We start from the raw sequence: 23,992 nt of genomic DNA, 5'->3' as shown, positions 1-23,992 counted from the left end.
GAGACGAGGACGTCAATGACCATCGCTGGCATCGCCACTCCCGGCAAGATCATCGCCGTGCACCTCAACTACCCGTCGAGGGCCTCGCAGCGCGGGCGCACGCCCGCCCAGCCGAGCTACTTCTTCAAGCCCGCCTCCTCGCTCGCCGGCACCGGCGGCACGATCGAACGCCCCGCCGGCACCGAGCTGCTCGCCTTCGAGGGCGAGATCGCGATCGTCATCGGCGAGCGCGCCCGCCACGTCTCGCCCGCCGAGGGCTGGTCGCATGTCGCGCAGGTCACGGCGGCGAACGACTTCGGGCTCTACGACCTGCGCGCCGCAGACAAGGGTTCGAACGTGCGCAACAAGGGCGGCGACGGGTTCACCCCGCTCGGCCCGGTCGCGCTGCCCGCGAGCGTCGCCGGCGAAGACGGCTGGCGCGTGCGAACCTGGGTCAACGGCGAGCTCGTGCAGGAGGACACCAGCGACACCCTGCTCTTCCCGTTCGGCCGGCTCGTCGCCGATCTTTCGCAGCACCTGACGCTCGAACCGGGCGACGTCATCCTCACCGGCACGCCCGCAGGGTCGAGCGTCGTCGTGCCCGGCGACGTCGTCGAGGTCGAGGTCGACGCCCCCGGCGCCCCCGGCGCCCCGAGCACCGGGCGGCTCGTCACGACCGTGACGCAGGGCGCGGTGCCGTTCGGCGACTTCGGCACCAAGCCCGCGGTCGACGACGCGCAGCGCATCGAGGCCTGGGGCAGCGAGGCCGAGCACGCCGCCGCGGTCGCCGCCGGGCTCGCGAGCCCGCTCGACGCCCCCACGACCACGAACGACGCGGATGCCTCGGCGAGCGTCGCGCCCGAGGCATCCCGCTCGGTGCTGACCGACGAGGTGCGCGAGCAGCTCGGCCGCTCGGCCGTCGCGACCGTCTCGGCGGCGCTGCGCAAGCGCGGCTACCACGACGTCTTCATCGAGGGCGTGTTCGCCAACCACGCGGGCGACCGCATCGTGGGCACGGCGAAGACGCTGCGGTTCATCCCGTTCCGTCCCGACCTCTTCAAGGAGTTCGGCGGCGGGTTCAACGCGCAGAAGCGCGCCTTCGACACCGTCGGACCCGGAGAGGTGCTCGTCGTCGAGGCCCGCGGCGAGCGCGGCACCGGCACCGTCGGCGATGTGCTCGCGCTCCGCGCGCAGGTGCGCGGGGCCGCCGGCATCGTGACCGACGGCGGCGTGCGCGACTTCGACGCGGTCGCCGCGTTCGACATCCCCGTCTTCAGCCAGGGGCCCCACCCGAGCGTGCTCGGCCGTCGTCACGTTCCGTGGGAGACCGACGTGACCATCGCCTGCGGCGGCGCGGCCGTGCAGCCCGGCGACGTCATCGTCGGCGACGGCGACGGAGTGCTCGTCATCCCCGCCGCGATCGCCGCCGAGGTCGCCGCCGAGGCCGCCGCCCAGGAGGACGAGGACGCCTGGGTGGCCGAGCAGGTCGCCCGCGGCGAGTCCGTCGACGGGCTCTTCCCCATGAACGCCGCCTGGCGCGCCCGGTACGACGCGGCCCGCGCGACAACGTCGACCGCGACCGACGCGGCCGCCGACGCCGCGGTCACCCAGGAGTTGCGATGACCACGCCCGAGTCGAAGTCGCAGCGGGCGTACGCCTTCATCCGCGCGCGCATCGACGACGGCCGCTACGTGCCCGGCTACCGCCTGGTGCTCGGCGCGATCGCCGGCGAGCTCGGCGTCAGCGTCGTGCCCGTGCGCGAGGCGATCCGCCGCCTCGAGGCCGAGGGCCTCGTGACCTTCGAGCGCAACGTCGGCGCGCAGGTCGCCCTCATCAAGGAGACCGAGTACCTGCACACGATGCAGACGCTCGCCCTCGTCGAGGGCTCGGCCACGGCGCTGTCGGCGCCGGCGCTCACCGCCGAGCAGCTCGCGCGCGCCCGCGCGGTGAATGAGCGGATGCGACGCACCCTCGACGACTTCGATCCGCATCGTTTCACCGAACTCAACCTCGAGTTCCACGCGGTGCTCTTCGAGGAGTGCCCGAACCCGCACATCCTCGACCTCGTGCACCGCGGGTGGAACCGCATGAAGGTGCTGCGCGACTCGTCGTTCAGCTTCGTCCCCGGCCGCGCGCACGAGTCCGTCGCCGAGCACGAGCGCATCCTCGAGCTGATCGAGGCCGGCGCCCCCGCGCTCGACATCGAGCTCGCCGCCCGCGCCCACCGCACCGCCACCCTCGACGCCGTGCTCGCCTACCAGGCCGAGCAGAAGCATCCGGCGACCGCCTGACCGCCCGACCGAGACCGACCGTCTCCTCGCCGCCCGACCACCGCAGAACGGAAGAACCACGATGACCGCGTACACCCCCGAGGGGCTGCCCGACCGCATCCAGCACTACATCGACGGCGAGTTCGTCGACTCGATCGACGGCGACACCTTCGAGGTGCTGAACCCCGTCACGAACGAGACGTACGTGCACGCCGCCGCCGGCAAGAAGGCCGACGTCGAGCGCGCCGTCGCCGCCGCCCGCCGCGCCTTCACCGAGGGCCCCTGGCCCCGGATGCTTCCCCGCGAGCGCTCGCGCGTGCTGCACAGGATCGCCGACCTCGTCGAGTCGCGCGACCAGCGCCTCGCCGAGCTCGAGTCGTTCGACTCGGGCCTGCCGATCACGCAGGCGCTCGGCCAGGCCCGCCGTGCCGCCGAGAACTTCCGCTTCTTCGCCGACCTCATCGTCGCCCAGGCCGACGACGCCTTCAAGGTGCCCGGCAAGCAGATGAACTACGTGAACCGCAAGCCGATCGGCGTCGCGGGCCTCATCACCCCGTGGAACACCCCGTTCATGCTCGAGTCGTGGAAGCTCGGCCCCGCGCTCGCGACCGGCAACACCGTCGTGCTGAAGCCCGCCGAGTTCACGCCGCTCTCGGCGTCGCTCTGGGCCGGCATCTTCGAGGAGGCGGGCCTGCCCAAGGGCGTGTTCAACCTCGTCAACGGCCTCGGCGAGGACGCGGGCGACGCGCTCGTCAAGCACCCCGACGTGCCGCTCATCTCGTTCACCGGCGAGTCGAGCACCGGCCAGCTGATCTTCGGCAACGCCGCCCCGTACCTCAAGGGCCTCTCGATGGAGCTCGGCGGCAAGAGCCCCGCCGTCGTGTTCGCCGACGCCGACCTCGACGTCGCGATCGACGCGTGCATCTTCGGCGTGTTCTCGCTGAACGGCGAGCGCTGCACGGCCGGCAGCCGCATCCTCGTGCAGCGCGAGGTCTACGACGAGTTCGTCGAGCGGTACGCCGCGCAGGCGAAGCGCGTCAAGGTCGGCCACCCGCACGACCCCGAGACCGAGGTCGGCGCGCTCGTGCACCCCGAGCACTACGACAAGGTGATGAGCTACGTCGAGCTCGGCAAGACCGAGGGACGCCTCGTCGCCGGCGGCGGCCGCCCCGAGGGCTTCCCGACGGGCAACTACGTCGCCCCGACGGTGTTCGCGGATGTCGCGCCCGACGCCCGGATCTTCCAGGAGGAGATCTTCGGCCCGGTCGTCGCGATCACGCCGTTCGACACCGAGGAGGAGGCGCTCGCCCTCGCGAACGACACGAAGTACGGCCTCGCCGCCTACATCTGGACGAACGACCTCAAGCGCGCCCACAACTTCGCCCAGTCGGTCGAGGCGGGCATGGTGTGGCTCAACTCGAACAACGTGCGCGACCTCCGCACCCCGTTCGGCGGCGTCAAGGCCTCGGGCCTCGGGCACGAGGGCGGCTACCGCTCGATCGACTTCTACACCGACCAGCAGAGCGTGCACATCACGCTCGGCGCCCCCCACAACCCGACCTTCGGCAAGGCCTGAGGCCCCGGCCCAGGCCCCGCCCGAGACCTCGCCCCGAGACCTCCCCAGAGCAAGGACGCTGACATGACCAACCGCGACGACATGACCCTCACCTCGTCGGGCTTCTACGTTTCGCAGGAAGCCCCGATCCGCACCGACAACCCCGTGCCGACCCCGTCGGCGCCCGCCCCCGACATCCTGCGCTGCGCGTACATGGAGCTCGTCGTGACCGACCTCGCCGCCTCGCGCGAGTTCTACGTCGACGTGCTCGGCCTGTACGTGACCGAGGAGGACGACGAGGCGATCTACCTCCGCTCCACCGAGGAGTTCATCCACCACAACCTCGTGCTCCGCCGGGGCGAGGTCGCGGCCGTCGCCGCGTTCTCGTACCGCGTGCGCTCGAGCGAGGACCTCGACAAGGCGGTCGCCTTCTACACCGAGCTCGGATGCCGCGTCGAACGCCGCGCGGAGGGCTTCACCAAGGGCATCGGCGACTCCGTCCGCGTCGAGGACCCGCTCGGCTTCCCGTACGAGTTCTTCTTCCAGACCGAGCACGTCGAGCGGCTCTCGTGGCGCTACGACCTGCACACGCCGGGCGAGCTAGTGCGCCTCGACCACTTCAACCAGGTCACCCCCGACGTGCCGCGCGCCGTGAAGTTCATGCAGGACCTCGGCTTCCGCGTGACGGAGGACATCCAGGACGAGGAGGGCGTCGTGTACGCGGCGTGGATGCGCCGGAAGCCCACCGTGCACGACACCGCCATGACCGGTGGCGACGGCCCCCGGATGCACCACGTCGCCTTCGCGACCCACGAGAAGCACAACATCCTCGCGATCTGCGACAAGCTCGGCGCGATCCGCCGCTCCGACGCGATCGAGCGCGGCCCGGGCCGCCACGGCGTCTCGAACGCGTTCTACCTGTACCTGCGCGACCCCGACGGCCACCGCGTCGAGATCTACACGCAGGACTACTACACGGGCGACCCCGACAACCCCGTCGTCACGTGGGACGTGCACGACAACCAGCGTCGCGACTGGTGGGGCAACCCCGTCGTGCCGAGCTGGTACACGGAGGCCTCGCTCGTGCTCGACCTCGACGGCAACCCCAAGCCCGTCGTCGCCCGCACCGACGCGTCGGAGATGGCCGTGACGATCGGCGCCGACGGGTTCTCGTACACCCGGAAGGGCGACGAGGAGCAGGGCTTCAAGCTCGGCCACACGCTGTAGCACCGAGCAGAACGCAGGATGCCTCACCGGCATCGCCGCACGTCGTCCCGGACGCCGCGGCGTGTCGAGCGAGGCATCCTGCGTTTGCGCGCACCCCGGCACCTCACGCCGGCCGATCGAGGCCGTCGCCCCAGCAGTGCACGCCTCGGCGCATGAGGAGCCGCACGACGGACTCGACCTCGTCCCACTCGTGCAGCACCTGCCGGTGGCTGACCGCGAGGTGGGCGAAGCCGCACGCCTTCAGCCATGCCGCCCTGCGGCGGTCGCGGTCGAAGGCGCCCGGTGCCGAATGCGGTCGCTCGCCCTCGATGTCGAACACGAGCCGCTCGCCGACGAGCAGGTCGCCGACGAACCCGCCGGGCAGTTCGAACTGCTCGAGCACAGGGATGCCCGCTGCGCGCAGGCGCTCGCGCGCCACCGTCTCGCCGACAGCCTGGCTGAGCGTGCTCGATCGGCGGGCGATGACCCGGCTCTGCGCGGGCAGCCCCTCGATGAAGCGCGCGAACGCCGGCTCGTCGAGCTGCGGCGGGCCGCCGCCGTGCCAGACGACGTGCTCGCGCGCGGAGTCGAGCGCGCACAGGGCATCGAGCGCCGGCAGGCACGCGAGCATCTGGGCGAGGCACTCCTCCAACGGCACGATGAAGCCGTGCTGGGGGCGCGGCTGCCGGCTCCAGTGCAGCCGGATGCCGTCCGGCGCGTCGATCGACAACCGCCGTGCGGGATCGTCGGGGTGCCGCGGCCGCGACGCGTGCGCGTCGAGTGCGACGTGCACGCGTCGCGGGTCGTTCAGCACCCGCAGCCCGTGCAGACGTGCCGCCGAGACGCACCCGAGCCGTCCGCCGACCCGCACGGCGCGCTTCGCCTCCTCCGGGATCCACGGGCTGCCGTAGACGCCGTGCCGCAGCCGTTCGACGCGGCCTGCGGCGAGCGCCGCCGCGAGGCGACGACGCGGCACGTCGGCGAGGTCCGCGGCGCGGCAGACTCCCCCGCCCGCGCGCAGCGCCCGTTCGATCGGTTCCATGCGCCGATCATGTTCGACCGGAGCGGGGCACCGGCGCCGTGGCCGGCCCAGGCCCTGCGCGGCAGCCCGTCGCCTCGCCTGTGGAGGAGATCTCGTGCCTGAACGAAGCGCAGGATGCCCCGGCCCGCCACGCCGCACAGCGAACCGCACTCGCGGCGTGTCGCGCGAGGCATCCTGCATTCCGACCGCCGCCGCCGAAGCCGGCAGGCGCCGCCCGCGCGCCCTCAGTCGGCCGGCGTCGCCTCGACGAGCGGGATGACCCGGTGCGGGATGGGTGTGTCGAGCACGACGAGCGTCGAGGTGCGCTCGATGCCGGGCACCCGCACGAGCAGGTCGACGACGCGTTGCAGGTCGAGGTTCGAGGCGGCGACGACCCGAACGAGCAGGTCGCTGCGCCCCGTGATCGTGTGCGCCTCGATGACCTCGGGGATGGCGCGCAGCTCATCGGTCATCAGCTCGCTGCGCGAGCCCTGCGCGATCTCGATCTCGACGAAGGTCGTGACGGGGTAGCCGAGCGCGGCGGTGTCGATGTCCGGTCCGAACCCGGTGATCACGCCGAGCCGCTGCAGCCGGTCGAGGCGCGCCTGCACCGTGCCGCGGGCGACCCCGAGCCGGCGCGACGCCTCGTAGACGCCGATCCGCGGCTCGTCGGCGAAGAGCGCGACGAGTCGCGCGTCCAGTCGATCGATGGGCATCGGCACCTCCCCGGAATCCAGCCTACGCGGCCGTTCGGGCTCGGCCCGACGCCGTGGGGCGGGCGCCCGGGAGGGCGCCGAGGTCGCCCGGGAGGGCGCGGAGGGCGGACGGACGGACCGGTCCGACCGCCCTCCTGCGCGGGCGTCGATGCCGCTCAGCCGAGCATCGCGCGGTCGTCGAGCGCCGCGCCCTTGATCTTGGCGAACTCCGCGAGGAGGCCCTGGACCGTCATCTTCCGCTTCTCCGCCTCGGCCAGGTCGAGGATGGTCCGGCCCTCGTGCATCATGATGAGCCGGTTGCCCACGCGCAGCGCCTGCTCCATGTTGTGCGTGACCATGAGCGTCGTCAGCCGGTCGCGCTCGACGACCGACTTGGTGAGGCGAGTGACGAGGTCGGCCCGCTGCGGGTCGAGCGCCGCGGTGTGCTCGTCGAGCAGCAGGATGCGCGGCTGCGTGAAGCTCGCCATGAGCAGCGACAGCGCCTGGCGCTGGCCGCCCGAGAGGAGGCCGACGCGGGCCTTCAGCCGCTGCTCGAGGCCGAGCTCGAGTGCGACGAGCTCCTTCTGGAACCGTTCGCGACGGGCCCGGGTCACGCCGAGGTGGAACCCGCGCCGCTGGCCGCGGCGGAACGCGAGCGCGAGATTCTGCTCGATGGTGAGGTCTGGCGCCGTGCCGGCCATCGGGTCCTGGAAGACCCGGCCGATGTAGGCGGCCCGCTGGTAGTCCTTCATCCGCTTCACCGAGCGCTCGTCGATGAGGAGGTCCCCCGAGTCGACGGCGATCTTGCCCGCGATGATGTTCAGGAGCGTCGACTTGCCGGCGCCGTTCGAGCCGATGACGGTGACGAAGTCGCCCTCGTCGAGGTGGAGCGACACGTCGTTCAGCGCGACGCGCTCGTTGACGGTGCCGGGGAAGAAGGTCTTCGTGACGTGGTCGATGGTGAGCATGTTCGTCGCTCCTCTCAGGCCCTGACCGCGCGGCGGTTGAGCTGCTTGAAACTCGGGACGCGCTTCAGGAAGCCCCAGCGCGGCAGGAGCAGCGCGGCGACGACGAGCACGGCGGAGATGAGCTTCATGTCGTTCGGGTTGAGGCCGGCCGCGAGCGCGAAGAAGATCACGAGGCGGTAGATGATCGCGCCGACGAGCACCGCGAAGGTCGCCACCCACACCGAGCGGCCCGCGATGATCGCCTGGCCGATGATGACCGAGGCGAGGCCGACGAGGATGAGGCCGATGCCCATCGAGACGTCCGCGAAGCCCTGGTACTGCGCGACGAGCGCACCGCAGAGCGCGACGAGCGCGTTCGAGATCGCGAGCGTCAGGATGGTCGTGAAGTGGGTGTTCACGCCGAAGGAGCGGATCATCTGCTCGTTGTTGCCGGTCGCCTGGATCGAGAGGCCGAGGTCGGTCGAGAGGAACCAGTCGATGGCGAACTTCAGCACGAGCGCGAAGATCGCGAAGATGAGGATGCTCCAGGGCCCGCCGAGCAGGCCGTTGTCGCGCAGCGGCATCATCACGGTGTCCTCCCTGAGCAGCGGGAGGTTCGATTTGCCCATGATCCTGAGGTTGATCGACCACAGCGCGATCATGGTCAGGATGCCGGCGAGGAGGCCGTCGATGCGGCCCTTCGTGTAGAGCACCCCGGTGACGATGCCGGCGACCGCCCCCGACGCCGCCCCTGCGAGGGTGGCGACGGGGGCGGGCACGCCCTGCACGATGAGCGAGGCCGCGACCGCGGCGCCGGTGGTGAAGCTGCCGTCGACCGTGAGGTCGGGGAAGTTGAGCACGCGGAATGTGAGGTACACACCGAGCGCCATGATCCCGTAGAGCAGGCCGAGTTCGAGTGCGGCGTTCATGCAGGGCCTTCCGGATGTCCCGTGGGCGTGTTATTCGATGGTCTGGTCGGCGTCGGCGACCAGGTCTTCGGGGAGAGTGACGCCCTGGCGCTCTGCGGCGGCGGGGTTCACGATCAGCGAGAGCTCGTCGAGGGTCTCGACGGGCATCTCGGCCGGGTCGGCGCCGTTCTCGAGGATCTCGATCGCCATCTTGCCGGTCTGGTAGCCGAGCTCGGTGTAGTCGATGCCGTAGGTCGCGATGGCACCGCGCTCGACCTGGCCGCCCTCGGCGCCGAACAGCGGGATCTGCTTCTGCTCGGCGATCTGCACGACGGCCTCGAGGCCCTCGGTCACGCGGTTGTCGGTCGGGATGTAGATCGCGTCGACCGCGCCGAGCGACTCGGTGGCCTGGGCGACCTCGCTCGAGTTCGTGACGGTCGCCTCCTTGATCTCGAGGCCGAGCTTCTCGGCGGCCTCCTTCGCGAGCTCGACCTGCACCTCGGAGTTCACCTCGCCCGAGCTGTACACGATGCCGACGGTCTTCGCGTCGGGCACGACCTGGGTGACGAGCTCGAGCTGCTGCTCGACCGGGTTGAGGTCGCTCGTGCCGGTGACGTTGCCGCCCGGCTTCTCCCAGCTGTCGACGAGGCCGGCCTCGGCGGGCTCGGTGACGGCCGTGAAGAGCACCGGGATGTCGGCGATCGACTGGGCCGCGGCCTGCGCGGTGGGCGTCGCGATGGCGAGCACGAGGTCGACGCCGTCGGTCTGGAACTTCGCGGCGATCGTCGTGGCCGTCGCCTGCTCGCCCTGCGCGTTCTGCTCGTCGAAGGTGATGTCCTCGCCCTCGACGTAGCCGGCGTCGGCGAAGGCCTGCTTGAAGCCCTCGCGGGTCGCGTCGAGCGCGGGGTGCTGCACGATCTGGCTGATGCCGATCGAGATGCTGTCGTCGGATGCTCCGGCGCTGGCGCCGTCCGATGCGCAGCCGGTGAGCGCGAGCGCTCCGGCCGCGAGCAGCGCGAGTCCGGTCAGCTTCGAGTGGGTTCTCATCGTCGGGATCCTCCTCAGGTCCGTGGTGCGGTGGTGCGGGGTTCCGGCGCGGGGCGCAGGTCTCGGGGGCGAGCACGGTCGCGGAGGTGCGGCCGGCCCGGGTCGTGCGGGCGGTGGGTGGGTGCGACGCGCGAACGTCAGCCGGCGGACACCGCGAGCTGGGCGGTCGCGAGCGCCTCGGCCGCAGCGGCGAGGAACCGGTCGTTCGCCTCGGGCGAGCCGACCGTCACCCGGATGCCCTCGCCGGCGAAGGCGCGCGCCACGACCCCGTGCTCCTGCAGCACGCCGTCGACGCGTTCGGTGTCGTCGCCGGTGCGGAGCCAGACGAAGTTGCCGAACGAGTCGACGAGTCGCCAGCCGCCGTCGCGGAGCGCGGCCGTGACGCGACCGCGCTCGGCGACGATCTCGCGGATGCGCACCTCGAGCTCGGACTCCGCGTCCAGCGAGGCGATCGCCGCCCGCTGGGCGAGGTCGCTGACCGCGAACGGCACGCCGACGCGGCGCAGGTTCGCGGCGACCGCGGCCGGGGCGATCGCGTAGCCGACGCGCAGCCCGGCGAGCCCGTACGCCTTGGAGAAGGTGTGCAGCACCGCGACGTTCGGGTGGCGGCGGAAGAACTCGAGCCCATTCGCGGAGCGGGGGTCGTCGTCGAAGTGCACGTAGGCCTCGTCGACGACGACGAGCACCTCGGCCGGCACCTTCTCGAGGAACGCGGTGAGCTCGTCGGCGGTCACCGTCGCCCCGGTCGGGTTGTTCGGGTTGCAGACGAAGACGAGCCGGGTGCGCGGCGTGATCGCGGCGGCCATCGCGTCGAGGTCGTGGCGCTCGTCGGCCGTGAGCGGAACCGGCACGGGGGTGGCGCCCGCCACCTGCACGAGGATCGGGTACGCCTCGAAGGACCGCCAGGCGAAGACGACCTCGTCGCCGGCGCCGGCGCTCGCGTGGACGAGCTGGCTCGCGACCTCGACCGAGCCCGCGCCGAGTGCGATCTCGGCGGGGTCGACGTCGTAGTGCTCGGCGAGGCGCCGGGTGAGCTCGGCCGCGCCGAGGTCGGGGTAGCGCTGGATGCCGTCGAGGCCGGCGACGACCGCGTCGACGACGGAGGGCAGCGGCGGGAAGGGGTTCTCGTTCGAGGAGAGCTTGACGGCACCCTGCGCGGCGGGCCGACCCGGCTTGTAGGCGGGGAGTCGGCCGATGGCGTCGCGCTGGTGGATCATGTCCCTACTTCCTCGTGGGTCGTCACCACGGCGCCCGTCGCCGCTGACGATCGGCAGCCTAGGGAGGAAGTCGAGGGGGCGGCAAAGCGACGATCGAGCACCCGACAAGGTGCTCGATCGTTGCGACACGATCCGATTCGAGCTGTACATGTTGTACAGCCCGCCGCTGGCACCCGGTGCGGGGCCCGGCGGCCTACGCGCCCAGGAAGCCGATCGCCGCGTCCTTGAACACCCGTGAGGTGAGCGTCGAGACATGGTCTCGGCCGGGCACCGACACGAGGTCGACGCCCCAGTCGAGGGCGAGCTGCTGCACCCCAGCGGGCACCGGGTCGTTCTCGCCCGCGACGAAGAGCGTCGGGATCGTTCCCGGGATGCCGAGCGGGGCCCCGGACACCCCCTCGACGACCGCGAGCAGCGCCTCGCGGTCGGCCCCCGCCTCGATCGCGGGGCGGAGCACCTGCTCGATGACCCGGTTCTCGCTCGGCCGGTCGTCGAGGAGCAGCGCGCGCACCTCGTCGATCGCCCACGTCGCGAACAGCTCGTTCGGCCCGGCCCCGCCGAGCACGACCCGGCGCAGCCGTTCGGGCGCGATCGCCGCGAGCGCGGCGACCACGCGGCATCCCATCGAGTAGCCGACGGCGTCGGCCACCGGCACGCCCGCCGAGTCGAGCACGGCCGCGAGGTCGGCGCCCAGGCGCACCGGCGCGTAGTCGGCGGCCTCGACCGGCTTGTCGCTGTCGCCGTGCCCGCGCAGGTCGAGGGTCACGACCTCGCGACCGGCGTCGGTGAGCGCCTTCACCCAGCCGGTGCCCTCCCAGGTGATGCGGGCGTCCGAGGCGAAGCCGTGCACGAGCAGCACGGGCGGCTGGGAGGCGTCGCGGTTCGGGGCGCGATGCACGCGGTAGCCGATGAGCACCCCGTCGGCGCTCTCGGCGTGCAGCAGCGGCGGGCGCGAGGCATCCGTCGCGATCATTCGGCGGCCCCGGATGCCTCGGCGACGACGCTCGAGGTCACGATGAGCGCTCCGGCGTGGCCGAGCTCGGCGAGCGCCGCGGCCGACGACTCGGCCGCGACCCCCGCGACGAGGTCGGTCAGCACGCGCACGTGCTGCCCGTGCTCGAGCGCGTCGAGCCCGCTCGCCCGCACGCAGTAGTCGGTCGCGATGCCGACCACGTCGACGTCGGTGATGCCGTGGCGCCCGAGCAGCTCGCTGATGGTGTCGCCCGCGTCGTCGGTGCCCTCGTAGATCGAGTACGCCGGCACGCCCTGCCCCTTGCGGATGTGCACGTCGACCTCGTCGACCGCGAGCGCGGGGTGGTACTCGGCGCCGACCGTGCCGGCGACGCAGTGCGCCGGCCAGGTGTCGACGTAGTCGGGCTCGGCATCGGTCGCGAAATGGCCGCCGTTGTCGCCCTCCCCCGAGTGCCAGTCGCGCGAGGCGACGACGAGCTCGTAGGCGTCGCGGTGCCGCGCGAGCAGCTCGCTCACCCCGGCGGCGACGGCGGCTCCGCCGTCGACTCCGAGTGCTCCCCCCTCGGTGAAGTCGTTCTGGACGTCGATGATGAACAGCGCGCGGGTCATGCCTCCATTGTCCCCCCGCGCGTGCGCGGGGCAACCCGGTCTGCCGCCGAGGGTGCGAGGCGGGCTCCGCGCCCGATCACTGGTTCGAGAGGTTGTCGCCGCAGCGGTAGAAGGCGGTGGCGAGCGTGTCGATCGCGGTCTTCGCCTCGTCGGTCACGTCGCCGAGGGCGTAGATCGCGAAGGTGAGGTCGGTGCCGTCCTCCGCGCGGACGACGCCCGAGAGCGTGTAGCCCGAGTTGATCCAGCCCGTCTTCGCGATGACGCGCCCGTCGGCCACCGAGTTGTCGCCCCAGAACCGGTCGTCGTAGGCGAGCGAGCCGCGCTCGCCCGACACCGGCAGCGAGTCGAGCAGGTAGCCGAGGTTCGCCTCGCGCGCGTTGATCTTGACGAAGAGCCGGGTCAGGTACGAGGGCGGCACGGCGTTGTCGTCGGAGAGGCCCGAGCCGTCGACCACCACGATGCCGGTGGTGTCGACCCCGTAGGGTGCGAGCCCCTCGAGCACGCCCGCGTTGATCGCGGCGAAGTCGTTGCCCGAGCCCGTCTCGATCGCGACGAGCCGGGCGAGCATCTCGGCGACCGTGTTGTCCGAGACGACGAGCGCCTTGTCGACGAGCGCCGAGACCGGGGGCGAGAGCACCTGCCCGAGCTGCGTCGCGCCGGCCGGCGCCGTGCCGCGCTCGATGGCGCCGATGCCGCCGAGCTCGTCGGCGAAGGCCTGCCCCGCCCGGCCGATGGGATCGTCGCTGCGCCAGGAGGTGTTCGAGTACGGGTCGTCGCGGTCGCCGTCGACCATGAGCGCCGTGATGTTCGACATGTAGCCGTCCTCGCGCTCGACGAGGTCCCAGCTCGGCTGCCACTCCTCGCCGCCGAAGTAGCTCGCGTCGAGGATCAGCTTCGTGATCGGCGGATTCGCCGGATCGGCGGCCCACGCCGCTTCGACCTGGCGGGCGAGTTCGTCGAGGTGCGCGGCGCCCGGGTAGGCCGTCTCGTCACCGGAGGGGGTGCGCGAGAGCGTCACGTCGCCGCCGCCGACGAGCACGATCGAGCCCGGCTCGGCGCCCTTCACGACGGTCGTCGCAGCCCGGTGATCGGGCCCGAGCACCGACAGCGCCGCCGCCGAGGTGATCACCTTCATGACGCTCGCGGTGCGCGAGGGCGTCGTGCCGCCGCGGTCGTAGAGCACCTCGCCCGTCGACGCCTTCATCACCTGCGCCTGCAGGTTCGCCAGGCGGGGGTCTGCGGCGGCCTCGGCGACCGAGCAGGTGCGCACGCGGCTCGCCGCCGCAGCCGCCTCGGGAACGGCACGCGCCTCGGGCGTCGGGGTCGGCGTCTCGCTCGGGAGCGCCGCGGCGACCTTCTCCTCCGGGGCGAGCGCAGCGCCGAGCGCGACCGCGCCACCGCCGATCAGCGCGAAGGCGAGCAGGCCGCCGCCGATCGCGAGCGGCAGCTTGTGCCGCCTGATGAAGGCGAGCACGGATGCCGCGGCCCCGCCCCGCTCCGGCGGCGCGGCGCCCGTGGCATCCGTCTCATCGATCACGCGGGAATCATACGCGGCCTCCCCCGATGCCCCGTTCAGGAACGGCGCGGACCCCGTGGGCCGATCGGACGACCGGCCCACGGCGCCGCGCGCGTGCCGTGGCTAGACGCCGGCCCGCAGCGCGGCGATCGGCTCGATGCGCGAGGCCTTGCGGGCCGGGTACGCGCCGGCGCCGAGCCCGACGACCGCTCCGAGGACCGCGGCGCCGAATACCATCGGCAGGTCGATGATCGGGGTCCACTGCTGCACGAGCGCGACGACGACGACCGCGAACACGCCGACCGCCGCGCCGATGAGCCCGCCGAGCAGGCCGATCACGACCGACTCCACCATGAACTGCCGGGCGATCTGGCGCCTGGTCGCACCGAGCGCGCGGCGCAGGCCGATCTCGCCGGTGCGCTCCGAGACCGACAGCAGGGTCACGTTCGCGATGCCCAGCCCGCCCGCGAGCAGGGCGATCACCCCGAGGATGAGGAAGACCACGTTGATGTCGGCCTGCACGCTCTCCTGCAGGGACGAGCCCGCGCGCGGCGCCTGCACGTCGAAGTTCTCGGGCGCGTTCGGATCGAGCGCGATGGGCGCCTGTTTCGCGACGAGCGGGCCGGCACCGGCGTCGATGCGCAGCTGGAGCTCGTTCGCGCTGCGCAGCCCGAAGTCGGCCCGCGCCGTGCCGAGCGGCAGGATCACGGCGTCGAGCAGGTCGGCGCGGCGCTCCATGCCCTCGACGATGCCGATGACCGTGTACGGGCGTTCGCCGATGAAGATCGACGGCTGGCTGTCGACGCGGTTGATGCCGAGCTTCTCGGCGGCCCGCGCGCCGATCACCGCCACCCGGTCGGCACGGGCGTCGTGACCGTCGTCGAAGTAGCGCCCCGCGCTCACCTCGCCCCGCACGGCGTCGAGCAGTCCGGGCGAGGTGGCGAGCAGCGCCGGGCTCAGCACCTCGGGCGCGGAGGGGTCGTTGATCGGCACGGCGGTGATCTGCAGCTCGCCGATCGGCACCTCGCCGATGAGCCCGGCGCGCTCGACGCCGTTCAGCCGCTCGACCCGCTCGGACGAGTCCCACGGCAGCGTCGTCGTCGCGACCTCGTCGCCGCCGGAGTTCGCGGTCTCGGGCTTCACGACCGCCTGCGTCGCCGCGACGGCGTCGAACTGGCGGCTGATCTGCCCCGCGGCCGTCTGGGCGAAGCCGATCGTGACCACGAGCGAGGCGATGCCGAGCACGGTGCCGAGCGTGGTCATCACGAGGCGGCCGGTGTGTCCGCCGATGCCGTGGCTCACCTCGACGAGCAGGTCCTGGTTCGTGAAGCGGTCGGCGCGGGCGATCGGGGGGATCACGGCCGCGCCGGCCCCGCCCACCGTCGCGCCGGCGTCGGCCCCGCCGTCGGTGACGTCGGCGGTGCCACCGTCGGCCGCGGCGCGCCGGAAGCGCCGGAGGATCGACCGCGTCACAGCTCGCTCACCCGCCCGTCGGCGATGCGGATGCTCCGCCGCGCACGGTCGGCGACATGCTGGTCGTGCGTGATGACCACGAGGCTCAGCCCGTCGGCGTTGAGCTCCTCGAAGAGGTCCATGACCTCGCCCGAGGTCTGCTGGTCGAGGTTGCCCGTCGGCTCGTCGGCGAGGATGAGCTCGGGCGAGGCCATCACCGCTCTGGCGACGGCGACGCGCTGGCGCTCACCGCCCGAGAGGGTCGTCGGCAGGAAGTCCATGCGGTGCGCGAGTCCGACCCGGTCGAGGGCGGCCTTCGCGCGGGGCATCCGCTCGCGTCTCGGCACCCCGCTGTACAGCGTGGCGAGCAGCACGTTGTCGAGCACGGTGCGGCGGGGCAGCAGGTGGAAGGCCTGGAACACGAACCCGATGGTGCGCGCGCGGAGCCCCGCGCGCGCCTCCTCGTCGAGCGCTGCGGTGAGCACGCCGCCGAGTCGGTACTCGCCGACCGTCGGCCGGTCGAGCAGGCCGAGCACGTTGAGCAGGGTCGACTTGCCCGAGCCGCTCGGTCCGACGATCGAGAGGTAGTCGCCGCGCCCGATCGTCAGGTTGACGCCCTTCAGCGCCTGCACCTCGGGCGGGCCGGGGAACGAGCGGGTGACATCGATGAGCTCGACCACGGGGGCCTCGCTCATCGGCCCACCACGACGAGATCGCCCTCGGCGATGTCGCCGGTGATCTCGACGAAGCCCTCGGCCGCGAGGCCGGTCTCGACCTCGACGAGGCGGGTCTCCGAGCCCTCCTGCACCTCGACGCGCGATTCGCCGCCGGGCCCAGCCGTCAGCGCCGCAAGCGGCACGGCGAGCACCTCGCCCTCGGTCGCGCCGATCGAGATCTTCACGCGCACGTTCTGCCCGCGCAGCGCCTGGACCTGCGCGTCGGTCGGCTTCACCGGTGCGAGCACGACGTCGTAGCGGGGCCCGGACTCCGCGGCCTCGCCGCCCTCGGCCTTGCGCGGCTCGACGGAGGTGATCGTGGCCCCGAGCTCGGAGCCGTCGGGCATCGCGAGCGTCGCGACGTCGCCGGCCTTCAGCAGCTTCGCATCGCTCTCGGCGGCCGAGGCGTTGATCGCGAGCGTCGCCCCCGACACGAGCATCGCCGCGGACTGCACGATGCTGCCGCGCTCGACCATGACCTCGTCGACCCGGCGCGGCAGGTCCTGCAGGTAGAGCACCTCGCTCACCGGGAGGAAGGCGAGAGTGCCCGTCTCGGCCTCCTCGAGGAGCTCGTACGCGTCGGCGAGCTGCGCGCGCGCCGAGTCGAGCGCCGCCCGCTCGGCGCTCGCATCGCGGGGTGCGAGCCCGGCGTCGCGCTCGACCCGTGCGAGCTTCAGCGCGTCCTCGGCGTCGCCGATCGCGACGGGGTCGCCTCCGGCCTTCGCCGCGGCGAGCGCACGCTCGGCGGCCCGCACGGCGTTGTCGAGCTGCACCCGCTCGACCGCGCTGGGCCCCGACCCGGCGGCGGCGAGCGCGCGCTCGGCGGAGGCGACCGCCTCTTCCGCGCCGGTCACCGAATCGCGCGCGGAGCGCACCGTGTCGGCGGTGCCCTCGGGCGCCTCGGGCAGCGGGTAGCCCACCCGGTCGTAGAGCGCGGCCACGCCGGCCGCGGTCGCCGAGTCGAAGGTGTCGGAGCCGACGTCGCCGGGGTCGATGCCGACGGCGCGCAGCGCCTGTTTGAGCTGCGTCACATCGGGACCCGAGAGTCCGGCGCGCAGGGTGCGGTAGCCCGGGAGCTCGCCCGGCAGCACGATCACGGGGCGGCCGGTGACCTCGAGGGCGATCGCCGCGGGCCCGAGCGCAGCGCCGACCTCGGGCACCCGCCCGGTGACGACGGCCGGGCCGCCGAGGTCGCCCGTCTCGAGCTTCACCTCGACCGAGTCGGCGAACGCCGCGTCGCCGCGGATCGTGACGTCGTTCGACAATGCGCGCAGCTCGACCGGGACGGTGATGGGGCCGGCGTCGGGAGCCGCGGCGTCGGCGGCGGCCTGCCCCGGCGAGACGATCAGGAAGCTCAGGCCGACGCCCGCCACGAGCGAGGCGATGGCGACGGCCGCGAGGACCCAGAGCACGCGGTTGCCGCGGAGCACCCGCCGCCAGCCCTGCACCGCCGGGTCGACGGGCTCCGCCTGCGCGGTCTCGGCCGGTTCGGATGCCACGGGTGCGACGAGTGCGTCGAAGTCGCTGCCCGAGGCATCCGACGCGGCCTGCTCGCCGGAGTCGCCGGTCTCGGCGGACTCGGCCGACCCTCCTGCCCCGCCGGCCTCGGCCGCGCGCCGCCTCCGGATCACTCCTCGCCCTTGCTGTACGCCGCGAGGAGCGCCTCGAGCTCGGACTTGTGGTCTTCGATGAACTGCTCCTCGAGCGCGAACTGCGCCTTCAGCTGGGTGTTCTGATAGTCGAGCTTCTCGGCGCAGCGGAAGTCGGCGACGGCGATGTCGATCTCCTTCTGCTTGAGCTCGGCGAGCTGCTCCTCGCTCGGCCCCTCGGGGTTCTCGCCCTCCCAGAACGCGTTCTGCTCGTCCATGATCGTGGTCTGGGCGTCGTTGCGGGTCTTCAGGTCGGGGTACTCGGCGTCGGCCATGCACGCCGACCACTCCTCATCGAGCGCGACCATCTCGGGCTGCTTCGCGAGCCCCTCCCAGAGCGTGCCCATCGCCTCGGTGAGGTCGGAGAACTCCTCGTCCTCCCAGTAGTTCTCGCCCTGGATCTCGTGCTGCGCCGCGCCCTCGCAACCGGCCGTCTCCCAGTTGTACTCGTACGAGCCGTCCTCGTTCAGCTCCTCCTCGGCCGGCGGCGCGCCGTACAGCGTGGCGTAGTACGCCTCCTGCTCGCTCGCCGAGAGCGACTCGACGTACGGCTGGTTCGGGTCGACGAACTCCTCGGCCTCGGCCTGCTGGGCCTCCATCTCCTCCTGGGTCTGCACGAAGCCCCAGCCGTTCGCGGCGACCCACTCCTCGGTCTCGCGCTCGGCCATCTCGTCCTCGTCCATGAAGCCCATGTTCTGCGACTGGTCGACGGGGGTGTACTCGAAGCCCTCCTCCGCCATGCACTCGGCCTTGAACTCCTCGGCCTTCTTCTGCTCGGCGATGATCCGCTCCTCGTCCCACGAGCCGTTCACCGGCTCGAGGTACTTCGTGAGCGGGCTGTCCTCGTAGCTGAGCTTCTCCGCCCCGCCGGCGGGACCGCCGGCGCAGCCGGCGAGCGAGAGGATCGCGACCGCGGCGAGGGCGGTGAGGCCGAGGACGGGGCGACGTGCAGACACGGGGACTCCTTCGGGTCGGGGCGCCGAACCCCGCGTCGGACGCTCGCTCGAGCGGGTCTCGGACGCGTCGGCAGGGCGGCGCTCCGGCGAGCCTATCGGCGCGCCGGAGCGCCGCACCATCCGCCCAGAGGATGATTCGGGGTCGGATCAGGGTGATCCCCGATCGGCGCCTACTCGCCGGGGTAGCGCAGCCCGATCTGCTCGCGGATGAGGTCGAGCGTCTCCATGATCGCGACGCTCTGCCGGGTCGGCAGGATGTCGCCGCCGTCGGTGCGCCCGTCGGCGACGAGCCGCTCGAGCGCGGCCGCCTGGTAATGCATGCCGCGGCCGTTCACCTCGGAGACGTACTCCTCGACCACCTCGCCGTCGGGACGCACGAGGCGGAAGGTCGTTGGCGCGTACCAGATCGGGTCGATCTCGATGCGCGCCTCGGTGCCGAGCACCATTGCGGTGTTGGGGCCGCGGGTGTTCGACGCCGAGAGCGTCGAGGCGATGCGCCCGTCGTCGTAGGTGAAGATCGTCGCGACCTGCGCGTCGGCCCCCGTCGGCTTGAACGTCGCCGAGGAGCTGACCGTCGCAGGCGCACCGAAGAGGTCCCAGGCGAACGAGATCGGGTAGATGCCGAGGTCGAGGAGGGCACCGCCGCCGAGCTCGAGCGCGTTGAGCCGGTGGGCCGGGTCCTCGGGCAGCAGCTGCGTGTGGTCGGCGATGAGCGTGCGCGGCTCGCCGATCGCCCCCGCTGCGATGAGCTCGCGGATCCGCACCATGTGCGGGAGGTACCTGGTCCACATGGCCTCGAGCGCGACGAGTCCCCGGGCTTCGGCGACCTCCGCGATCTGACGGGCCTCGCGGGCGTTGAGCGTGAACGCCTTCTCGACGAGCACGTGCTTGCCCGCCTCGAGCGCGAGCGTCGCGTTGGCCGCGTGCATCGGGTGCGGCGTCGCGACGTAGACGACGTCGACCTCGGGGTCGGCGACGAGCGACTCGTAGCTGCCGTGCACGCGCGGGATGTCGAACTCCTCGGCGAAGCGTGCGGCGGAGGCCTCGTTGCGCGAGCCGACCGCCCGCACGTCGAAGCCGTTGAGCTTCAGGTCGTTGACGAAGAGACGGGCGATGCCGCCGGTCGCGAGGATGCCCCAGCGCAGAGATTCGGTCATCCGGCCAGAATACGGCGAGTTCGACCCTCACCGCCCCACCCCCACCTTTGGGTTACTGTGGATTCCTCAATTACGGCCTAGCGTTGGCCCATGAGCGCACTTTCAGCCCGAAAGGCCCGCAACGGCATCGTCGCCGCGGCGGCCGCAGTCGCCCTCCTCGCGATTCCATTCGGCATCGCGCTGCCCGCCCAGGCAGCACCCCCGCAGACCGCCGTCGCGAAGTACGTCGCGCTCGGCGACTCGATCGCCGCGGGCCAAGGCGCGGGCACCCCGCTCGACGCCTGCCTCCGCACCGGCGAGGGCTACGCGAACGGCCTCGACGCGATCCCCCGCATCAACCTGCTCCGCAACGCCGGGTGCAGCGGAGCCGCGATCGGCGACGTCGCCGACTCCCAGCTCGGCCAGGTCAATCGGGGCACCACCCTCGTGACCATCACCGCCGGCGCCGGCGACCTCGACATCGGCGGGGTCTACGCGGCCTGCTTCCCCGACCCGACGGTGCCGGCCTGCGTCGCCGCCGTGGTCGCCGCCCAGGAGACGCTCCAGTCCGGCGTGATCGCACAGCGCCTCGGCGAGCTGATCCTCGCGGTGCACGAGCGCGCACCCCGGGCCGACATCCTCGTGACCGGCTACCCGCTGCCGTTCGGCGGCGCGACACAGGGGTTCCTGGGCGTGATCGACGGCGCCGTCGCCCAGCTCGACGCGCAGATCGCCGGGGCCATCGCCGCCGCAACCCTCGCTGGCGCGCCGGTCGGCTTCGTCGACGTGACGACGGTGTTCGCCGCGCACAGCGCGATCAGCGCCGATCCCTGGCTCGGCCAGAACGCCGCTGATCCGGTCACGTTCCTCCACCCGAACGCAGCCGGGTACGCGGCCTACACCGAGGCCGTGCACAGCGCCTACCTCCTCGCGGTGACGCCGTGAACGCCCGGAAGGGGCTCGCCGCGGTCGTGGCGGCCGTCGCGATCGCCGCACTCGCGTTCGCCGGCGCCGCACCGGCCTACGCCGCGAAGGGCAAGCCCGGCGGCGGCGGGGGCGGCAAGGAGCTCGCCTACGTCGCGCTCGGCGACTCGTTCGCCGCCGGGCAGGGCGGCGGAAGCTACCTCGACACGAGCTGCTACCGCAGCAGCAACAGCTACCCGAAGCGGCTCGACGCACTGCGCACGCTGAAGCTCACCGCGTTCCCGGCGTGCTCGGGTGCCTCGACCGTCGAGACGCTCGCCTCGCAGGTGCCCTCGATCCCGGCCGGCACGCAACGGGTGACCCTGACGGTCGGCGGCAACGACGTCGGCTTCGCCTCGGTCATGCAGAACTGCTTCGTGTTCATCTCGGCCACGACCTGCGAGGCGAACCTCGCGACCGCGGAGGCCATGGTGAACGACGGCACGATGTACGACCGGATCGAGTCCGTGCTCCAGGCGATCAGGGCGAAGGTCGGCGCGCAGGCGAAGATCGTCGTGGTCGGGTATCCGAAGCTCTTCCACCTGCCGTCGAACTACGCCTACGCCTCCCGCGTGAACGCCGACACCGGCGCGCTCAACGACGTGGCCGAAGCCGCGGCCGCCGCCAACGGCGCGGCCTTCGTCGACGTCGAGACCGCATTCACCGGGCACGGCATCGGCAGCTCGTCGCCCTGGATCAACGGCTTCAGCATCTTCAACACCAGTGCGGCGTTCCACCCGAACTCCACGGGCTACGCCAACTACGCAACGCTCGTCGGCCCGGCGCTCGGCTGACGATCCGCGAGCGGTACGACGGAAGGCCCCGGATCTCTCCGGGGCCTTCTGCTCGCTGGGCCGCCTGCGGGGGGAACCGGTCGGGCTGCGCGGGCTCCCCGACCGCGTCGGCGAGCGCTCGGCTGGGCGCGGGCGCACGCCAGGTCAGTCGAGCGTGATGCGCAGCAGCACATCGGCGGGGGCGCCGCCCCTGGGCCGGATGAGCCTGCTCGCCACGGCGTAGACGACGCCGTAGCGGCGACGGAGCAGCCCCTGCAGTCGCGCCGACTCGGTCCCGTCGGCGACGATCTCGGCCCTTCCGTGCGCCTCGGGCGCACCGGCCGGCACTCGCCCCCGCAGATCGCACGGCGCGACGAGCACCCTCGGATCGCGCCGCAGCCGCTTCAGCTTGCCCGTGCCCGCGGGCGTCTGCACGACGAGGCGAGTGTCGTCGAGCGCGAACCACACCGGCGTCGCGACCGGGGTCCCGTCCATGCGGAAGGTGGTGAGCGACACGTACCTGCCCGCCGTGATCGCCTCGGCTGCCGTCATCGCGCGCTCCGCTCTCAAGGGGTATCGCAAACGCCGAAGGCCCGGACGAGTCCGGGCCTTCGAGTGGAGCCGCCTGTGGGAATCGAACCCACGACCTTCTCATTACGAGTGAGACGCTCTGCCGACTGAGCTAAGGCGGCGTGACGACCGGCGCGCGAGGCGCACCGACTGGCACGAGAGTCAATAGTAGCGGATGCGCGAGCCTCCTGATGACCACTCCGGTCAGGGGTGCGGATGCCTCGCGGGGCGCGCCGCGAGGCATCCGCACCCGATCAGCATTCGGGGTCGCTCGCCGGCACCGTTCCGTCGATGAGGTACGCCTCCACCGCGCCGTTCACGCACGCGTTCGACTTGTTGTAGGCCGTGTGCCCCTCGCCCTCGTAACTCACGAGCACGCCGCTCTCGAGCTGGTCGGCGAGGGCGACCGCCCACTCGTACGGGGTCGCCGGGTCGCCGGTCGTGCCGACGACCATGATCGGCGCGGCGCCCTCGGCATGGATCTCGGCGCGCTCGCGGTCGGACTGGTAGGGCCAGTTGACGCAGCTGAGGTCGCCGTAGCCCATGTACGGGCCGATCGTCGGGGCGGCCTCGGTGATCGCCTCGGCCTTCTCGCGCATCACGGCGACGTCGGACTGGTAGGTGTAGTCGAGGCAGTTGATCGCCCGGAACGCCTCGGTCGAGTTGTCGAGGTAGGTGCCGTCGGGGTTGCGGCCGTTGTAGCCGTCGGCGAAGGCGAGCGCCGGGTCGGCGTCGCCGAACATCGTCGCCTCGAGCATGTCGCTGAGGTACGGCCAGGAGTCGGCGCTGTAGAGCGGATAGATGATCGCCGTCAGCAGCGTGTCCGCCCCGACCATGCGGCCGTCGCTGCCGCGCAGCGGGCTCTGGTCGACCGAGGCGAGCAGGCGCCCGATCTCGTCGCGCGACTCGTCGACCGTGCCGTCGAAGGGGCACTCCTCGGAGGCGAGGCAGTCTTCGAGGTAGGCGTCGAGCGCGCGTTCGAAGCCGACGGACTGCGCCTTCGAGACCTCGAAGTCGCTCGCCGAGGGGTCGATCGCACCGTCGAGCACGAGGCGGCCGACCTTCTCGGGGTAGAGCTCGGCGTAGGTCGCGCCGAGGAAGGTGCCGTACGAGAACCCGAGGTAGTTCAGCTGCTCGTCGCCGAGGACCGCGCGCAGCAGGTCCATGTCGCGGGCGGCGCTCACGGTGTCGACGTTCGGGAGGAGCTCGCCGGTGTTCTTCTCGCAGGCCGCCCCGAAGTCGGCCGCGGCGCTGCCGACGGCCTCGATCCACTCGTCGCTGCCGCGCTCGGCGGGCACGATGCCGTAGAGGTAGTCGTCCATCTCGGCGGCGTCGTAGCAGGCCACCGCCGACGAGCGGCCGACACCGCGCGGGTCGAAGCCGACGACGTCGAAGCGCTCCTGCAGTGGCTCGCCGACGGCGTAGTCGAGCGAGTCGAGCACGAAGTCGTACCCCGAGCCGCCCGGGCCGCCGGGGTTCACGAGCAGCGAGCCGATCTTGTCGCCGCTCGCGACGTGGCGCACGACGGCGAGGTCGATCCCGCCCGCCGACGGGTCGTCCCAGTCGAGGGGGGCCTTCGCGGTGGCGCAGCCCATGCCGTCACCGCAGCGCTCCCATTCGAGCACCTGCGTGTAGAACGGCTCGAGCTCGGCCGAGACCTCTTCTCCGGTGGGCGTCGACACGGGCGCCTCCTGCTCGAGGAACGAGGGCACGCACGCGCTCAGCGCGAGCACGGCGGCGAGTGCGGCGCCGACCGCGGCGAGGCGGCGCCCCCGCGGCCTCCGCCCGCTCGGCTCGTGACCCCGCGGTCGTCGGACGGTGCTCGGTGCGCTCAT

22 protein-coding genes and 1 tRNA gene are annotated in these 23,992 nt (G+C 72.3%); 6 read left to right on the top strand and 17 right to left on the bottom strand.

Annotated features, from left to right (window positions below; translation table 11 throughout):
* The first annotated feature begins 15 nt into the window (after window positions 1-15).
* The 4 genes from ACFVTH_RS13195 to hpaD all read left to right on the top strand — a co-directional run bounded on the left by ACFVTH_RS13195 (window position 16) and on the right by hpaD (window position 5,031).
* A complete protein-coding gene (locus tag ACFVTH_RS13195; RefSeq protein WP_387091553.1) occupies window positions 16-1,602 on the top strand; it encodes a fumarylacetoacetate hydrolase family protein in 1,587 nt (528 codons plus the stop codon).
* Window positions 1,599-2,270, top strand: coding sequence for a GntR family transcriptional regulator (locus ACFVTH_RS13190; protein ID WP_387091550.1), 672 nt, complete (start codon window positions 1,599-1,601; stop codon window positions 2,268-2,270). Before ACFVTH_RS13195 ends, ACFVTH_RS13190 begins: the two co-directional genes overlap by 4 nt.
* A 61-nt stretch (window positions 2,271-2,331) precedes the next feature.
* Window positions 2,332-3,825, top strand: a complete 1,494-nt coding sequence (hpaE, locus tag ACFVTH_RS13185) for a 5-carboxymethyl-2-hydroxymuconate semialdehyde dehydrogenase (protein WP_387091547.1) — start codon at window positions 2,332-2,334, stop codon at window positions 3,823-3,825.
* Between the two features lie 63 nt (window positions 3,826-3,888).
* Complete coding sequence (gene hpaD / locus ACFVTH_RS13180; RefSeq protein ID WP_387091544.1) at window positions 3,889-5,031, top strand: 3,4-dihydroxyphenylacetate 2,3-dioxygenase; 1,143 nt, start codon at window positions 3,889-3,891, stop codon at window positions 5,029-5,031.
* 103 nt (window positions 5,032-5,134) lie between these two features.
* On the opposite strand, the gene ACFVTH_RS13175 is transcribed toward hpaD, so the two are convergent.
* The 14 genes from ACFVTH_RS13175 to ACFVTH_RS13110 form a co-directional block, all read right to left on the bottom strand.
* Window positions 5,135-6,052 carry a hypothetical protein gene (locus tag ACFVTH_RS13175; RefSeq protein ID WP_387091541.1) on the bottom strand — a complete coding sequence of 306 codons (918 nt, stop codon included), beginning with the start codon at window positions 6,050-6,052 and terminating at the stop codon, window positions 5,135-5,137.
* Between the two features lie 224 nt (window positions 6,053-6,276).
* Entirely contained in the window at window positions 6,277-6,747 is a 471-nt protein-coding gene (locus tag ACFVTH_RS13170; RefSeq protein ID WP_387091538.1) for an Lrp/AsnC family transcriptional regulator, read from the bottom strand.
* Window positions 6,748-6,902: 155 nt separating this feature from the next.
* Complete coding sequence (locus ACFVTH_RS13165) at window positions 6,903-7,694, bottom strand: ABC transporter ATP-binding protein (protein ID WP_387091536.1); 792 nt, start codon at window positions 7,692-7,694, stop codon at window positions 6,903-6,905.
* Between the two features lie 14 nt (window positions 7,695-7,708).
* On the bottom strand, window positions 7,709-8,602 hold the full coding sequence (locus ACFVTH_RS13160) for an ABC transporter permease (protein ID WP_387091533.1): 894 nt from the start codon (window positions 8,600-8,602) through the stop codon (window positions 7,709-7,711).
* Between the two features lie 30 nt (window positions 8,603-8,632).
* Window positions 8,633-9,628 (bottom strand): ABC transporter substrate-binding protein, encoded by a 996-nt coding sequence (locus ACFVTH_RS13155; protein ID WP_387091530.1) that lies wholly within the window; start codon window positions 9,626-9,628, stop codon window positions 8,633-8,635.
* 137 nt (window positions 9,629-9,765) lie between these two features.
* Complete coding sequence (gene hisC / locus ACFVTH_RS13150; RefSeq protein ID WP_387091527.1) at window positions 9,766-10,845, bottom strand: histidinol-phosphate transaminase; 1,080 nt, start codon at window positions 10,843-10,845, stop codon at window positions 9,766-9,768.
* Window positions 10,846-11,038: 193 nt separating this feature from the next.
* On the bottom strand, window positions 11,039-11,818 hold the full coding sequence (locus ACFVTH_RS13145; protein ID WP_387091524.1) for an alpha/beta fold hydrolase: 780 nt from the start codon (window positions 11,816-11,818) through the stop codon (window positions 11,039-11,041).
* Entirely contained in the window at window positions 11,815-12,426 is a 612-nt protein-coding gene (locus ACFVTH_RS13140) for an isochorismatase family protein (RefSeq protein WP_387091521.1), read from the bottom strand. Before ACFVTH_RS13140 ends, ACFVTH_RS13145 begins: the two co-directional genes overlap by 4 nt.
* A 76-nt stretch (window positions 12,427-12,502) precedes the next feature.
* Window positions 12,503-13,963, bottom strand: coding sequence for a D-alanyl-D-alanine carboxypeptidase/D-alanyl-D-alanine-endopeptidase (locus ACFVTH_RS13135; protein ID WP_387091518.1), 1,461 nt, complete (start codon window positions 13,961-13,963; stop codon window positions 12,503-12,505).
* A 102-nt stretch (window positions 13,964-14,065) separates the two neighbouring features.
* Window positions 14,066-15,301 (bottom strand): ABC transporter permease, encoded by a 1,236-nt coding sequence (locus ACFVTH_RS13130; protein WP_387091875.1) that lies wholly within the window; start codon window positions 15,299-15,301, stop codon window positions 14,066-14,068.
* 110 nt (window positions 15,302-15,411) lie between these two features.
* Window positions 15,412-16,089 carry an ABC transporter ATP-binding protein gene (locus ACFVTH_RS13125; RefSeq protein WP_387091515.1) on the bottom strand — a complete coding sequence of 226 codons (678 nt, stop codon included), beginning with the start codon at window positions 16,087-16,089 and terminating at the stop codon, window positions 15,412-15,414.
* On the bottom strand, window positions 16,086-17,741 hold the full coding sequence (locus ACFVTH_RS13120) for a hypothetical protein (RefSeq protein ID WP_387091513.1): 1,656 nt from the start codon (window positions 17,739-17,741) through the stop codon (window positions 16,086-16,088). Before ACFVTH_RS13120 ends, ACFVTH_RS13125 begins: the two co-directional genes overlap by 4 nt.
* A complete protein-coding gene (locus ACFVTH_RS13115; RefSeq protein WP_387091510.1) occupies window positions 17,738-18,715 on the bottom strand; it encodes a hypothetical protein in 978 nt (325 codons plus the stop codon). The genes ACFVTH_RS13120 and ACFVTH_RS13115 overlap by 4 nt, the downstream gene beginning before the upstream one ends.
* A gap of 170 nt (window positions 18,716-18,885) precedes the next feature.
* Window positions 18,886-19,872 carry a Gfo/Idh/MocA family protein gene (locus ACFVTH_RS13110; RefSeq protein ID WP_387091507.1) on the bottom strand — a complete coding sequence of 329 codons (987 nt, stop codon included), beginning with the start codon at window positions 19,870-19,872 and terminating at the stop codon, window positions 18,886-18,888.
* A gap of 90 nt (window positions 19,873-19,962) precedes the next feature.
* On the opposite strand from ACFVTH_RS13110, the gene ACFVTH_RS13105 reads away from it, so the two are divergent.
* Window positions 19,963-20,796, top strand: coding sequence for a GDSL-type esterase/lipase family protein (locus ACFVTH_RS13105; RefSeq protein WP_387091504.1), 834 nt, complete (start codon window positions 19,963-19,965; stop codon window positions 20,794-20,796).
* On the top strand, window positions 20,793-21,608 hold the full coding sequence (locus ACFVTH_RS13100; RefSeq protein ID WP_387091502.1) for an SGNH/GDSL hydrolase family protein: 816 nt from the start codon (window positions 20,793-20,795) through the stop codon (window positions 21,606-21,608). Before ACFVTH_RS13105 ends, ACFVTH_RS13100 begins: the two co-directional genes overlap by 4 nt.
* A gap of 144 nt (window positions 21,609-21,752) precedes the next feature.
* On the opposite strand, the gene ACFVTH_RS13095 is transcribed toward ACFVTH_RS13100, so the two are convergent.
* The 3 genes from ACFVTH_RS13095 to ACFVTH_RS13085 all read right to left on the bottom strand — a co-directional run bounded on the left by ACFVTH_RS13095 (window position 21,753) and on the right by ACFVTH_RS13085 (window position 23,992).
* The gene (locus ACFVTH_RS13095; RefSeq protein ID WP_387091499.1) at window positions 21,753-22,139 is read right to left on the bottom strand and encodes a PPOX class F420-dependent oxidoreductase; all 387 of its coding nucleotides are present in this window, start codon (window positions 22,137-22,139) and stop codon (window positions 21,753-21,755) included.
* Between the two features lie 64 nt (window positions 22,140-22,203).
* A tRNA-Thr gene (locus tag ACFVTH_RS13090) sits at window positions 22,204-22,279 on the bottom strand.
* Between the two features lie 132 nt (window positions 22,280-22,411).
* The gene (locus tag ACFVTH_RS13085; RefSeq protein WP_387091497.1) at window positions 22,412-23,992 is read right to left on the bottom strand and encodes an alpha/beta hydrolase; all 1,581 of its coding nucleotides are present in this window, start codon (window positions 23,990-23,992) and stop codon (window positions 22,412-22,414) included.

The sequence above is a fragment of the Agromyces sp. NPDC058104 genome, assembly GCF_042884835.1.
Lineage (GTDB): Bacteria > Actinomycetota > Actinomycetes > Actinomycetales > Microbacteriaceae > Agromyces.
This window is presented reverse-complemented; position numbering and strand designations above follow the sequence as displayed.